The organism is Cellulomonas jepli (assembly GCF_047229345.1).
Classification (GTDB): domain Bacteria; phylum Actinomycetota; class Actinomycetes; order Actinomycetales; family Cellulomonadaceae; genus Cellulomonas_A.
Genome location: NZ_JBFTER010000024.1, coordinates 12,927 through 26,399 on the forward strand (window position 1 = coordinate 12,927; position 13,473 = coordinate 26,399).

General features: G+C 74.9%; 10 protein-coding genes and 1 tRNA gene. 5 read left to right on the forward strand and 6 right to left on the reverse strand.

The window, feature by feature from the left end; genetic code table 11:
* Nucleotides 1-98 precede the first annotated feature (98 nt).
* Nucleotides 99-956: a 16S rRNA (cytidine(1402)-2'-O)-methyltransferase gene (gene rsmI / locus AB6N24_RS07945; protein ID WP_412868870.1), complete on the reverse strand. Its 858-nt coding sequence runs from the start codon at nucleotides 954-956 to the stop codon at nucleotides 99-101.
* 225 nt (nucleotides 957-1,181) lie between these two features.
* Between rsmI and AB6N24_RS07950 the strand changes: the two genes are divergently transcribed.
* Together AB6N24_RS07950 and AB6N24_RS07955 are read left to right on the forward strand one after the other, a co-directional pair.
* Entirely contained in the window at nucleotides 1,182-3,077 is a 1,896-nt protein-coding gene (locus tag AB6N24_RS07950) for a dolichyl-phosphate-mannose--protein mannosyltransferase (RefSeq protein WP_412868871.1), read from the forward strand.
* Between the two features lie 113 nt (nucleotides 3,078-3,190).
* Nucleotides 3,191-4,246 (forward strand): DUF4349 domain-containing protein, encoded by a 1,056-nt coding sequence (locus tag AB6N24_RS07955; protein WP_412868872.1) that lies wholly within the window; start codon nucleotides 3,191-3,193, stop codon nucleotides 4,244-4,246.
* Between the two features lie 12 nt (nucleotides 4,247-4,258).
* Here the strand turns inward: AB6N24_RS07955 and AB6N24_RS07960 are convergent, their stop codons facing one another.
* Nucleotides 4,259-5,287: a bile acid:sodium symporter family protein gene (locus tag AB6N24_RS07960; RefSeq protein WP_412868873.1), complete on the reverse strand. Its 1,029-nt coding sequence runs from the start codon at nucleotides 5,285-5,287 to the stop codon at nucleotides 4,259-4,261.
* Between the two features lie 366 nt (nucleotides 5,288-5,653).
* On the opposite strand from AB6N24_RS07960, the gene AB6N24_RS07965 reads away from it, so the two are divergent.
* Together AB6N24_RS07965 and AB6N24_RS07970 are read left to right on the forward strand one after the other, a co-directional pair.
* Nucleotides 5,654-8,308, forward strand: coding sequence for a discoidin domain-containing protein (locus AB6N24_RS07965; protein ID WP_412868874.1), 2,655 nt, complete (start codon nucleotides 5,654-5,656; stop codon nucleotides 8,306-8,308).
* A gap of 305 nt (nucleotides 8,309-8,613) precedes the next feature.
* On the forward strand, nucleotides 8,614-9,138 hold the full coding sequence (locus tag AB6N24_RS07970) for an allene oxide cyclase barrel-like domain-containing protein (RefSeq protein WP_412868875.1): 525 nt from the start codon (nucleotides 8,614-8,616) through the stop codon (nucleotides 9,136-9,138).
* A 92-nt stretch (nucleotides 9,139-9,230) separates the two neighbouring features.
* On the opposite strand, the gene AB6N24_RS07975 is transcribed toward AB6N24_RS07970, so the two are convergent.
* The 4 genes from AB6N24_RS07975 to AB6N24_RS07990 form a co-directional block, all read right to left on the reverse strand.
* Nucleotides 9,231-9,303, reverse strand: a tRNA-Ala gene (locus tag AB6N24_RS07975).
* 108 nt (nucleotides 9,304-9,411) lie between these two features.
* Nucleotides 9,412-10,611 carry a hypothetical protein gene (locus AB6N24_RS07980; RefSeq protein ID WP_412868876.1) on the reverse strand — a complete coding sequence of 400 codons (1,200 nt, stop codon included), beginning with the start codon at nucleotides 10,609-10,611 and terminating at the stop codon, nucleotides 9,412-9,414.
* A gap of 171 nt (nucleotides 10,612-10,782) precedes the next feature.
* The gene (locus tag AB6N24_RS07985; protein ID WP_412868877.1) at nucleotides 10,783-11,376 is read right to left on the reverse strand and encodes a GNAT family N-acetyltransferase; all 594 of its coding nucleotides are present in this window, start codon (nucleotides 11,374-11,376) and stop codon (nucleotides 10,783-10,785) included.
* Nucleotides 11,376-12,614 (reverse strand): molybdopterin molybdotransferase MoeA, encoded by a 1,239-nt coding sequence (locus tag AB6N24_RS07990; RefSeq protein ID WP_412868878.1) that lies wholly within the window; start codon nucleotides 12,612-12,614, stop codon nucleotides 11,376-11,378. Before AB6N24_RS07990 ends, AB6N24_RS07985 begins: the two co-directional genes overlap by 1 nt.
* A 176-nt stretch (nucleotides 12,615-12,790) precedes the next feature.
* Between AB6N24_RS07990 and AB6N24_RS07995 the strand changes: the two genes are divergently transcribed.
* Nucleotides 12,791-13,468 carry a 5-formyltetrahydrofolate cyclo-ligase gene (locus AB6N24_RS07995; RefSeq protein ID WP_412868879.1) on the forward strand — a complete coding sequence of 226 codons (678 nt, stop codon included), beginning with the start codon at nucleotides 12,791-12,793 and terminating at the stop codon, nucleotides 13,466-13,468.
* Nucleotides 13,469-13,473: the final 5 nt, after the last annotated feature.

The window sequence follows — 13,473 nt, forward strand, 5'->3', positions numbered from 1 at the left end:
ATTCGATCGTGATCGCACCGGGTGATCCCGCGGGCCGCGGCGGGCGGGCGCCGGGCGAGCAGTGCCGGGCGAGCGGGTAACCGGCGCCGCCCCGAGCGTCAGCGCGAGCGCGCCGCCAGCGCCGCCGCGTACAGGTCCCGCTTCGCGACCTGCCCCGCGACGGCCACCTCGGCGACGGCGTCCTTGAGCCGCTCGCCGCCGTCGGCGCGCGCGAGCACCTCGACGACGAGGTCCGCCATCGACGTCGCCGCCGGCCCGGCGACCCCGGCGACGACGACCGCGATCTCGCCGCGCACCTCGCCGTCGGCCGCCCACGTCGCGAGCTCGGCGACCGGCCCGCGGCGGACCTCCTCGTAGGTCTTGGTCAGCTCGCGGCACACCGCCGCGGGACGGTCGCCGCCGAACGCCTCGACCATCGCCGCGAGCGTCTCGGCGAGCCGGTGCGGTGCCTCGAAGAACACCATCGTGCGCCGCTCGGTCACCAGGCCCGCGAGCGCGCGCGCCCGCTCCCCCGCCTTGCGCGGCAGGAACCCCTCGAAACAGAACCGGTCGGTCGGCAGCCCGGACAGCGCCAGCGCGGTGAGCACCGCGCTCGGACCGGGCGCCGCGGTCACCGGCAGCCCCGCCTCGACCGCCGCGGCGACCACCCGGAACCCCGGGTCGGAGACCGACGGCATGCCCGCGTCCGTCACCACGACCACGGTCCCGCCCTGCGCGACGACGTCGAGCAGCTCGCGCGCGCGGGCCGCCTCGTTGTGCTCCTGGTAGCTCACGACCCGCCCGCCGACCGTGACGCCCATGCGCGCGGCGAGCGCCCGCAGCCGGCGCGTGTCCTCGGCGGCGACGACGTCCGACTCCTCGAGCAGCCGGCGCAGGCGCGGCGAGGCGTCCTCGACGTCGCCGATCGGGGTCGCCGCGAGGACGAGCCGGCCGGTCGGGGTGCCTGGTGTGCTCACGCCGCAAGCCTGCCACCCGCCGCGCTCGGGACCGGCCACCGGGCCGGCGACCGGGCCGGGCGGACCTCGACGGCGCGGACGCCGCACGTTCGACGGGGCGCCACCGGTGCGGGCTCGGCGGGTCGGCGGTCCGCGCGGCCGGTGGACGTCGTCGGGCGCCCACGGAGCGGAACGACCGGGATCCGGAGGGGGCGCACGCGGGAACGCTCCCCCTACGATGACCGGGTGCCGCGCACCTTCGACGACGACGCCGCGCCCACGGGCGCCTCGACGTCCACCGACCCGGCAGGTCCCCGCGCGCCCGGGGAGCGGCCCCCGGCCGACCCCGACGAGCGCACCGAGGGCGGCGCGCCGCGCGGCCCGTCCGCCGCCGAGGAGCGCACCGACGGGCCCGACGACGGCCGCCCGTTCCACGCCGTGATGACCGCGAAGGTCCGCGCCGACGGCGACGCCGAGGCGGACGGGACCGAGCGGGCCGACGGGACCGACGCCGCCGACGGAGCAGACGCAGCCGACGCCGGGCCCATCGTCCCGACCGAGACCCGCCTGCTGCGCCGCCTGCTCGGCACCGCGACGCTCGAGCTCGACGCGACCCCGCGCGCACGCCTCCTGGGCTGGCTCTGGCCGCTCGCCGTGACCGCGCTCGCGGCGTTCCTGCGCCTGTGGGACCTCGGCCGCCCGCGGACCCTGGTGTTCGACGAGACGTACTACGTCAAGCAGGCGTGGTCGATGCTCGAGCGCGGCTACGAGGCGCAGTGGCTCGGCGACGACGCCAACCAGCGCTTCGCCGCGGGCGACCCCGGCGCGCTGCAGGTCGCCGCGGAGTACGTCGTGCACCCGCAGGTCGGCAAGTGGATGCTGGCGCTCGGGCTGCAGCTCGGTGGCGGCGTCGAGAACCCGGCGGCGTGGCGCCTCGGCGCGGCGATCGCCGGGATCCTGAGCGTGCTCATGGTCGCGCGGATCGGGCGGCGGCTGTTCGCCTCGACCGCGCTCGGCACGCTCGCGGGGCTGCTGCTCGCGGTCGACGGCATGGCGATCGTGCACTCGCGCATCGGCCTGCTCGACGGGTTCGTCATGTTCTTCGCGCTCGCGGCGTTCGGCGCGCTGCTGATCGACCGCGAGCAGGCGCGGCGCCGGCTCGCGGCACGCACGGCGGCGGTCCTGGACTCGGGGGCCGCGCTGGGCTGGGGACCCTGGATGGGGGTGCGCTGGTGGCGGCTCGCCGCGGCGGTGCTCCTCGGTCTGTGCGCCGGCACCAAGTGGTCGGGCATCTACTTCCTCGCGGTGTTCGGCCTGATGAGCGTGCTGTGGGACGCGACGGCCCGCCGCGCCGTCGGGGTCCGCGCGTGGCCGCTCGCGGCGTTCGTGAAGGACGCCGTGCCCGCCGGGATCGCGATGGTGACCATCGCGGTCGTCACCTACGTCGGCTCGTGGTGGTCGTGGTTCCGCTCCCCCGACGCCTACGGGCGCCTGTGGGCGGAGCAGAACCCGGGGCAGGGCGTGCAGTGGCTGCCCGAGGGGCTGCGCTCGCTGTGGAAGTACCACACGGACATGTGGGCGTTCCACACGTCGCTCAGCGCCGAGCACTCCTACGCCGCGCACCCGCTGGGCTGGATCGTGCAGTGGCGCCCGACGTCGTACTTCTACCCGTCCGAGGTCTCGACGCTCCCGCCCGACCAGGCGCGCGAGGCCTGCGGGGCGGACGCGTGCGCGCAAGCGATCACCTCGCTCGGCAACCCCCTGATCTGGTGGTCCGCGGCCGCCGCGATCGTCGTCGCGCTCGGCTGGCTCGTGTGGCAGCGGGACTGGCGCGCGGGTGCCGTGCTCTCGGGGATCGTCGCGGGCTGGCTGCCGTGGTTCGCCTACACGCACCGCACGATCTTCGCGTTCTACTCGATCGCCTTCACGCCGTGGGTCGTGCTGACGCTCGCCTACGTGCTGGGGCTGCTGATCGGCGAGCGGGACGGCGACCCCGTGCACCGGCGGCGCGCCATCGCCGGGGTCTCGGCGTTCGTGGTCGTGCTCGTCGCGGTCAGCGCGTTCTTCTACCCGATCTGGACCGCGTGGGTCATCCCCTACTCGTTCTGGCACGCGCACATGTGGCTCGACACCTGGGTCTAGGCCCGCACGGTGCAGCCCCGCACGGCGGCCGCCGTGCAGCGATCGGATGACGGAAGCGTCACGATCGGGCCACGACGCCCCGGCCGGCCGGCGCCCGCCCCTACCGTCGCCGCATGAGACCACACCGGGTGCGAGGACGCAGGACCGCTGTGCTGGCCGCCGTGCCGCTGCTCCTCGTCGGGGTGCTCGCGGGCTGCTCCGCGAGCGACTCGGGCGGCTCCGAGGCCGCGTCGGACGCGGGCGCGTCGCTGCAGGACGCCCCGCAGGCCGCCGACGCCGCCGAGGGTGCCGTCGGGGGTGAGGCCGGCGCCGAGGGTTCCGAGAGTGCGGCCGCGGAGTCGGACGCGATCGGGCGCCAGGTCGTCACGAGCGGCGAGGTGCTCCTGACCTCCGAGGAGCCGCGCGACGCCGCGGACGAGGTCGTCCGGCTCGTCGAGGCCGCCGACGGGCGCGTCGACGAGCGCTACGAGCGCGCCGCGACCTCCGGGCAGGAGGCCGGCGCCGAGCTGCTGGTCCGCGTGCCGTCGGACGACCTGACCCCGACGCTCGACGCGCTCGAGGAGATCGGCACCGTCGAGTCGATCGACCTGTCCGCGGAGGACGTGACGGCCCGCAGCGCCGACCTCGACGCCCGCATCCGGTCGCTGCAGATCTCGGTCGCGCGCATGGAGGACCTGCTGGGCAGGGCGACGACGAGCGAGGACCTCATCACGGCCGAGGTCGCGCTCGCGGAGCGGCAGACGAACCTCGAGACCCTGCAGGGGCAGCGCGCCCGGCTCGCCGAGCAGGTCGCGCTCTCGACGCTGCGCGTGTCGATCACGGAGCCGTCCGACGAGCCGGTGGTCGCCGAGGAGGAGCCGGCGCCCGAGGGCTTCCTCGGTGGGCTCGCGGTCGGCTGGGAGTCGCTCGTCGCGATGCTGGGCACGCTCGTCCTCGTGCTCGGGGTGCTGCTGCCGTGGCTGGTGCTCGGCGGGCTCGTGGCGTTCGGCGTCGTCCGCCTGCGGCGGTGGGTCCGCGCGCACCGGCCGGCCCGCGCTCCGCAGCCGTACCCGCCGGGCCCGTGGGTCGGGGCGCCGCCGGTCGGGACTCCTCCGGCCGGGGCGCCGCCGGTCCCGACCGCCGGCCAGCCGGCTCCGGAGGCGGCGCCGAACCCGGTCCAGGAGCGCTGACCTGGCGGCGCGTCAGGCGGTGCGGGCCGCGACCTCGTCGGGCTCGGTGCTCGCGAGCCGGCGCGCGATGACCGCGCACGTCGCGAGCTGCAGCTGGTGGAACACGATGACCGGCAGCGCGACGCTCGCCGCGACGACCGGGCTGAACAGCACCGACGCCATGGGCAGCCCGGTCGCGAGGCTCTTCTTCGACCCGCACATGAGCAGCGCGATCCGGTCGGGCCGGTTGAGCCCGAGCCACCCGCCGGCGCCCCAGGTCGTCGCGAGCATGACCGCGAGCAGCACCGCGCACACGACGAGCAGCACGACGAGCGACACCCACGTGATCCCGTCCCACGCCCCCGAGACCTGCGCCTCGCTGACCGACGCGTACGCGACGAGCAGGATCGCGGCCCGGTCCGTCACGAGGGTCAGCGGCCGGTGCGCGCGCACCCAGGCCCCGATCCACGGCTGCACGAGCTGCCCGGCGACGAACGGCACGAGCAGCTGGAGCAGGGTCGCGGCAGCCGACCCGCCGAGCGATCCCCCGGTCCGGCTGAGCAGCACCGCGACGAACAGCGGCGTCAGCACGATCCCGAGCACGTTCGACACCGTCGCGCCGCAGATCGCCCCGGCGACGTTGCCACGCGCGATCGACGTGAACACCACCGAGGACTGGATCGTCGACGGCAGGACCGAGAGGAACAGCAGGCCGGTCTTGAGCTCGGGCGCCAGGACCTCGTCGGGCAGCAGCTGGATCGCGAGCCCGAGCACCGGGAACAGCACGTAGGTCGCGGCGAGCATCGAGCCCTGCAGCTTCCACGCGCGCAGACCGTCCCACACCTCACGCGTCGCCATGCGCGCGCCGTAGAGGAAGAACAGGACGACGATCGCGGCGGTCTTGACGGTGCCGAGGACGTCGGCGGCGACCCCGCTGGCCGGGACCACGAGTCCCAGCACGAGCACCGCGATGATCATCACGACGAGCGGGTCGATCCACGCCTTCACGGCGGACCAGGTGCGGCGGGCGCCGCCGGGGGACTCGGAGGGGCTGCCGGGCATCGCGTCATCATGCCATCGGGATGCTTCCGGCTCGGAACCAGAACCTCACAGGCAGCTCCGCCTCCCGGACCGCTGCTCCCCCGGGCCGGGTCCGCCTCATCCGTCGCCCTGCGCCGGAAGCAGCGGTGGCCTCGACCCCTGGCGCGCACGGCTCCCATAGTCTTACTATCCAGAAAGTAAGTTGCTCCCAGCGTCGGGAGCAGGCTGCGTCGTCGTACCGCAACACCGGACTCACAAGGTCGTGACCGTCCCGCTGCAGGTGCACACCACCCGATCGCCTGCGGTGCTCCGCCGTCCCGGTTTCCCCGCTGCACCGTGCGCCGCGGGTCCTCCGCGCGCCTCCTCCGAGCTGTCAGGAGCCTCTCCATGGCCCGATCTGCTGGAACCGTCCCCCTCGTGGCACCCACGGCGTCCCCCTGGCGCCGGCCCGTCCTCGTGCTCCTCCTGGTCGCGACGCTCCTGTCGTTCGCGACCCTCACCCCGCTCGTCCCCGTCGCGCGCGCGGCCGGCCCGCTGATCTCGCAGGGCAAGCCCGTGACCGCGTCGTCCGTGGAGAACGCGGGCACCCCGGCCGCGAGCGCCGTCGACGGCGACACCGGCACCCGCTGGTCGAGCGCGTCGGCCGACCCGCAGTGGATCCAGGTCGACCTCGGCGGCACGTACGCGGTCGACCAGGTCGTCCTGCGCTGGGAAGCCGCGTACGCGCGCTCGTACCAGGTGCAGGTCGCGGCGTCGGCGTCGGGCCCGTGGACGGACGTCCACGCGACGACCACGGGCGACGGCGGCGTCGACACCCTCGCGGTGACCGGCACCGGCCGCTACGTGCGGGTGCTCGGCACGCAGCGCGCGACGGGCTACGGCTACTCGCTGTGGGAGGTCCAGGTCTTCGGGACCGGGACGACGACGCCCACGTGCACCTCGGGGACGAACGCCGCGCTGAACAAGGCGGCCTCCGCGTCGTCGACCGAGAACGCGGGCACCCCGGCGTCCGCCGCGTTCGACGCGAGCGCGACGACGCGCTGGGCGAGCGCGTTCGCGGACCCGCAGTGGATCCAGGTCGACCTGGGCAGCACGCAGAGCATCTGCCGCGTGGTGCTCAGCTGGGAGGCGGCGTACGGCCGCGCGTACCAGATCCAGACGAGCGGCTCCGCGAGCGGCCCGTGGACGACGATCTCCTCGACCACGACCGGCGACGGCGGCACCGACACCCTCGCCGTCGAGGGCAGCGGGCGCTACGTCCGGCTGACCGGCACGGCCCGCGGCACCGGCTTCGGGTACTCGCTGTTCGACTTCCAGGTCCTCACCACGACGACGACCGGCACCACGTGCGCCGCGCAGCCGACGGTCCCGGACTTCGGCCCGAACGTCCGCATCTTCGAGGACAGCACGCCCGACGCGACGATCCAGGCGTCGCTCAACCAGGTGTTCGAGGCGCAGAAGGACACCCAGGCCCACCAGTTCCACGACCGGCGTGACGCGCTGCTGTTCAAGCCGGGCTCGTACGACGTCTACGCGAACATCGGCTTCAACACCTCGATCCAGGGCCTCGCGCAGAACCCCGACGGCGTCACCATCAACGGCGCGGTCACGGTCGACGCGTTCAACGCGAGCGACGCCGGCAACGCGACGCAGAACTTCTGGCGCAGCGCGGAGAACATGACGATCAACACCAACGGCGGCCGCAACCGCTGGGGCGTCTCCCAGGCCGCGCCGTTCCGTCGCATGAACGTCCTCGGTGGCCTCGACCTGTTCCCGGCGTCGTACGGCTGGTCCTCGGGCGGCTACATCTCCGACACCCGCGTCACCGGCTCGGTCGAGTCCGCGTCGCAGCAGCAGTGGTTCACGATGAACAGCAACCTCGGCAGCTGGAGCGGCTCCAACTGGAACATGGTCTTCTCGGGCGTCAACGGCGCCCCGGCGACGAACTTCTCCACCTCGCCGAGCGGCGTGCACCACACGAACGTCGGCAGCACGCCGGCCTCGCGCGACGTCCCGTACATCTACGTCGCGGGCAACGAGTACCGCCTGTTCCTGCCGTCCCTGCGGACGAACGCGACCGGCGCCAGCTGGGCCGTCGGCTCCCCGACGCCCGGCTCGTCCGTGAGCTTCAGCCAGGTGTTCGTGGCCCGCCCGTCGGACAGCGCCGCGACGATCAACGCCCGCATCGCGGGCGGCTGCCACGTCGTGTTCACGCCCGGCATCTACAACCTGGACGCCCCGATCGTCGTGAACCGCGCCGACACGGTGCTGCTGGGCATGGGCTACGCCACGCTCGTCCCGCAGGGCGGCGTCACGGCCATCGCGGTCGGCGACGTCGACGGCGTCCGCGTCAAGGGCATGTTCATCGACGCCGGCACCACGAACAGCAACGCGCTCATGACGGTCGGCACCACCGCGGGCATCGGCACCAGCCGCGCCGCCAACCCCGTCACCGTGCAGGACGTGTTCTTCCGGATCGGCGGCCGCGTGGCCGGCAAGGCGACGAACTCGCTGATCGTCAACAGCAGCAACACGATCGTCGACCACACCTGGATGTGGCGCGGCGACCACGGCAACGCGGGCACGATCGGCTGGACGATCAACACCGCCGACACCGGCCTCGTGGTCAACGGCAACGACGTGCTCGCGACCGGCCTGTTCGTCGAGCACTACCAGAAGTACGAGGTCATCTGGAACGGCCAGCGCGGCCGGGTCATCTTCTTCCAGAACGAGAAGCCCTACGACCCGCCGAACCAGGCCGCGTGGATGAACGGCAGCCGCCAGGGCTACGCGTCGATCAAGGTCGCCGACTCGGTGACGTCGTTCCGGGCGCAGGGCCTCGGCAGCTACGTGTTCTTCCAGGCCGACCCGTCGGTCACCCTGTTCCACACCTTCGAGGCGCCCGTGAACCCGAACGTGCGCTTCGAGAACATGGCGGTCGTGTCCCTCGGCGGCGTGGGGAACATGACGCACGTCATCAACGGCACGGGGCCGGGGGTGAACAGCGGGACGATGAACGCGTACCTGCTGAGCTACCCGTGACGGGCGGCGCTCCGGGGACTCCGCCTCTGTAGGTCCCGCACACCACGCACGCCGGCCGGCCCGTCTGACGGGTCGGCCGGCGTCGTCGTGCCGCGGCCCTCAAGGCGATCCTTTCGCGGGCTGCTCGACGACCGGCCTGGCGACCCGGCTCCTGACGACCGGGCCACCTCCACGCCCCGGAGCCGTCGCCGGTGCACGAGGAGGCGGGCCGACGGCGCGACCCTTGACTCCCCCAGGGCGCGCGCGGAGCGTCGGACGTGGCCGCGGCCCGTCGGCCACAGGTCCGACCGGAGCCAGGAGTCCTCATGCGCAAGCCGCTCGCAGCCGCCATCACGGCGACCCTCGCCGCCGTCACGCTCACCGGCGCCGCCCTCGGAGGCGACACTCTCGACCGGGCTCACGGACGTGACCGCACCCTCACGCTCGACGTCCAGTTCTCCGGCTTCTTCCTGCTCGACTTCGGGCCGGACGGCGTGCGCGAGGTCACGTCGATCACCGATCCCGGCCTCAGCCCGAGCCGCGGCGACCAGATCGTCTTCGAGGACACCCTGCTGCGCGGTGGCCGGGAGGTCGGCGCCGGCGGCGGGACGTGCACGGTCACCGCCGTCGTCCCCGCCGACCCGCCGCTCGCCCTCGCGTGCCAGGTCAGCTACCAGCTGCCCGACGGTCAGATCACCGCACAGGGCCGCGCCTCGAACGCGCCCGTGAAGACGCTCGCCGTCACCGGCGGGACGGGAAGGTACATCGGCGCGAGCGGCGAGCTCGTGCTGACGGAGCTCGGCAACGCAGAGAACACCGGGCGGCTGGTGATCACGCTCGCGCGGCGCTGACGCGGGGCGACGCTCCCGTCGTCGACCGCCGCACGGGGAGCCGGTACGAGAAAGGCCCCCGGCGCTCAGGGCACCGGGGGCCGATCGTGAGGTGGAGCTGAGGGGATTCGAACCCCTGACCTTCTCATTGCGAACGAGACGCGCTACCAACTGCGCCACAGCCCCTCAAGCGGGCTCAACCTTAGCCCAGGACCGCCCCGGACGTGAAATCGAGCCCGCGGCGCGCCGCCCCTCGGCCGAGCACCGGCCGGACCCGGGCGGCGAGCCGCACGATCACTCGCCCGCAGCCCGACGGCGCGCGAGGATCTCGTCGAGGTTCATCGACCCGGTCGTCGCGGCAGGCGGCTCGAGCGGGGCCCGCTCGTCGGCACGCGCGGCCGGCCGGGACTCGGCGGCGGGCACCTCGACGCGCCCCGGACCGGCGGGCTCGGCGGCCGCAGCCGTCGACCCCTCGACGTCCCCGAGCGGTGCGGGCTCGCGACGCGGGGCCGCGGCCTTGGTCGTGTACGTCGGGCGCGGCACGGGCACGGGCGACCACGGCTCGCCGTCGGACTGCTCCGCGGACGCCTGCGCCGCGACGGTCGGCTGCGCGCCGGTCTCGGCCTTCCTGACCACCGGGATCGCGCCGGTCGCCGGGCGACCCGCGGAGGACATCGGCGCACGCGCCGCCGTCGTGCCCTCGACGTTGTCGACGATGCGCGCGAACACCTCGGTGTGCGCCTCGGACGGGTGCACCGCCCGCCCCTTGACGCCTGCACCCTTGCCCGCAGACGTGGCGGACGAAGCAGCGGCACCACGCGCCGGCGCAGGGGCCGGCGGGTTCCGGACGAGCGGCACCGACCCGGTCACGGGCGGCGCCTCGTGGCGTCGCTGCTCCCACTCGGCGTCAGCCGCGCGCCCGGCGAGCACGGCACGCCGCCCGAGCACGAGCACACCGCCGAGCAGCACCGACGGGACGATGCCCGCGACGACCGTCACCGTGCTGAGGCCGACGACGGTCCACCCGGCGACGGTCGCGACGAGCAGCGCGAGGGCCAGCGCGGCGCGTCGACGCGCCGCGGCGCCACGACGGGCGACTGCGGCGGCGTGCGCGGCACGACGCTGGGCGGCCCGCCGTGCGGCGTCCGCGCTGATCCTGTCCTGCGTCCCGTGCGGTCGATCCACGGCCGTGCCTCCGACTCTGCCGGCTGTCAGGAGCGGGACACCCCGCCCCGGGGTGAGGAGCCCGACTCGCTTCTCCGTCGTCGGGCCGCAGTCGGCGCCCGCTCCCGCCCGGGCCGCCGCCTCCGCGTCCCGCCGTGCCTCCCGGCCTCGAGGGCCGGTGACGGCGAGCACGCGCAGCGCCCCGGAGAAACGGTCGTCCGCCCGCGACTCGAGCAGCTGTTGCCGGTACCGCAGCTTGTGCGGCACCAGGTACGCGATCCACAGGGCGGCGACCGCGAGGGCGACCACGCCGGTGGGTTGGTAGTTCACGTCATGACGGTAGGCGCAGCGGCGTCCGGCTCTCGGGACGCGCCTGCGGCGTGTCGGCCTTGACCTCCACGCAGATGTCCCTTCTGTCCCGTAGTGCGCTGTCGAGGTGCTCGGCAGCGTCGCCCGTGGTAACCGTCGCGGCCACGTGCGGCCGGCGCGCCCGTCCGCCGGTCAGCGGCTCGCGCGCCACCGGGCGAGCAGACCGTCGGGCACGTCCTCGACCGTGAGGGCGAACGTCCGGTGGTCGCACCACGCGCTGCCGATGTGCAGGTAGCGCTCGCGCAGCCCCTCGTCGCGGAACCCGAGCTTCTCGACGACGCGCAGCGACGGCGCGTTCTCGGGCCGGATGTTGACCTCGACGCGGTGCAGCCCGACGGGCCCGAAGCAGTGGTCCGTCGCGAGCGCGACCGCCGTCGGCATGATGCCGCGGCCCGCGACGTCGCGGGACACCCAGTACCCGATGGCCGCCGAGCACAGCGAGCCGTACGTGATGCTCGAGACGGTGAGCTGCCCGACGAGCCGGTCCTGGTAGTCGATCGCGAACGGCAGCGCCGCCCCGGTGCGTGCCTGCCGGTTGAGCGCGCGCACGAACTCCCCGAACGTCGGCCGCGGCCCCAGCACGGGGACGGGCGACGTCGCGTCCCACGGCTCGAGCCATGTCGCGTTCGCGGCGCGCAGCGCCATCCACGCCCCCTGGTCGCGCCGCCGCAGCGGGCGCAGCCGCACGTCGCCGTCGGCCAGGACGACGGGCCACCCTGCCGCCATCAGCCCTCCAGCACGAGGCAGTGCACGCGCTGGCCGGGCCGGACCGCGAGGTCCTGCTCGCCGACGACCGCGAGCGCGTTGGCCCGGGCGAGCGCCGCGACGGACACCACGGACGGGTCGCCGACCGGGGTCACCTGGTAGCCCTCGTCGGGCGAGCCGACGACGACGGCAGGCACGAACTGGCGCATGCCCGCGGGGGACGTCCAGCCGGTCGTGGCGGTCGCGGTGACCGACGGGCGGAACAGCTCCGGGTGGCCGGCCATCGCCCGCAGCGCGGGGCGCACGAACACCTCGAACGACACCTGGGCGGCGACGGGGTGACCCTGCAGCGCGAAGAGCGGCACGGCGCCGTCGCCCCCGAGCCCGCCGCCGACCGTCCCGAAGCCGTGCCGGTGCCCGGGCGTCATCGCGACGTTGTCGAAGCGGACCGTGCCGAGCGGCGCGAGCACGTCCTTGACGGTGTCGCGCGCGTACTCGCTGAGCCCGCCGGTCGTGAGCATGAGGTCGGCGCGCACGAGCTGGTCCTCGAGGGCCTCGCGCAGAGCCACGCGCTCGTCGCCGATGATCCCGACGCGGCGTGCCGCGGCCCCCGTGTCGCGCACCGCCGCCTCGAGCCAGTGCCCGTTCGCCTCGTAGACCGACCCGTCGCGCGGCGGGGACCCCGGCTCGACGAGCTCGTCGCCGATCGAGACGATGACGACGCGCGGCGTCGGGTGCACGCGCAGCCGGCCCCGGCCGAGCGCCGCGGCGACCGCGAGCTGGCGGGCGCCGAGCCGCGTGCCCGCCGCGATCAGGACGTCGCCCGACCGCACGTCCGAACCGATCTCCCGGATGTGCTGACCGGCGCGCGCGATGCGCTGGAAGGACACGCGCGCCGTCCCGTGGTCCGTCTCCTCGACGGGGACGACCGCGTCGGCGCCGGTCGGCAGCGGCGCACCCGAGGCGACCCGGACGGCCTGACCGGGCGCGAGGCGCAGCGGCGCCGTGGCCCCCGCGAGGACGTCGTGCGCGACGGGCATGCTCTGCACCGCGCCCCGGGCGTCGAGCGCGAGCACGGTGTCCTGCGCAGCGACCGCGTACCCGTCGCGCTCCGCGAGCCGCAGCGCGGGGACGTCGACGGACGCGACCACGTCGGCGGCGAGGATGCACCCGACCGCGTCGGCGAGCACGACGTCGAGCGGGGCGACCGGGCCCACGGCGGCGAGCACCGCCGCCAGGTGGTCCTGGACGGATCTCATGCCCGCATTGTGCCGTGCCCCACCCCCGCCCGGGCCGCGGCGGCACGCGGTGACACGCCGTGACATGCGGCGCCACCGTGTCCGTGCGGTGTCGGACGGCGGTTCAGGGGGACGTCACAGGATCTCCACCCTCACGATCCCCCCAGGGAGTGCAAACGTTGGCCATACTGGTCCCCATGCGCAGCGCTGCTCAGCCTTATCCGCACGCCTCTGACGGCACGGAGATCGAGGACCTGAAGGACGCCCTGCGCCGTTCGATCCGCCAGGCGCGCACCACCCGCTCCCCCCGACGACGCACCGAGGCCGGCCTCGCGCTCGCCGACGTCGTCGAGACCGTCCCGGAGATCGCCGAGGCCTCCTGCGTGTCGGTCTACGCGTCCCGTCCGGGTGAGCCGGACACGGGCCCGCTGCTCGAGCGCCTCGCCGCGCGCGGCGTCCGCGTGCTGCTCCCGGTGCTCGGCACCGGCCTGCAGCGCGACTGGGCCGAGTACGCCGGGGCCGACGACCTGCGTCAGCGCGCCCCCGGTCGACCGCCCGAGCCCGGCACCCCGACGCTCGGGGCCGAGGCGATCGCCGACGCCGAGGTCGTGGTCGCGCCGGCGCTCGCCGTGGACACGCGCGGCACCCGGCTCGGCCAGGGCGGCGGCTGGTACGACCGCGCGCTGCTGCACGCACGCCCCGGAGTCCGCGTCGTCGCGCTCGTCTTCCCCGAGGAGCTCTACGACGCCGACGTGCGCCCGCTCCCCCGCGAGGCGCACGACCGCACGGTCGACGCCGTCGCGACCCCGGAGGGCTGGCACTGCCTGCGCACCGAGGACGCGGGCCGGCACGTGCCGCTGCGCCCCGTCGACTGACGCGA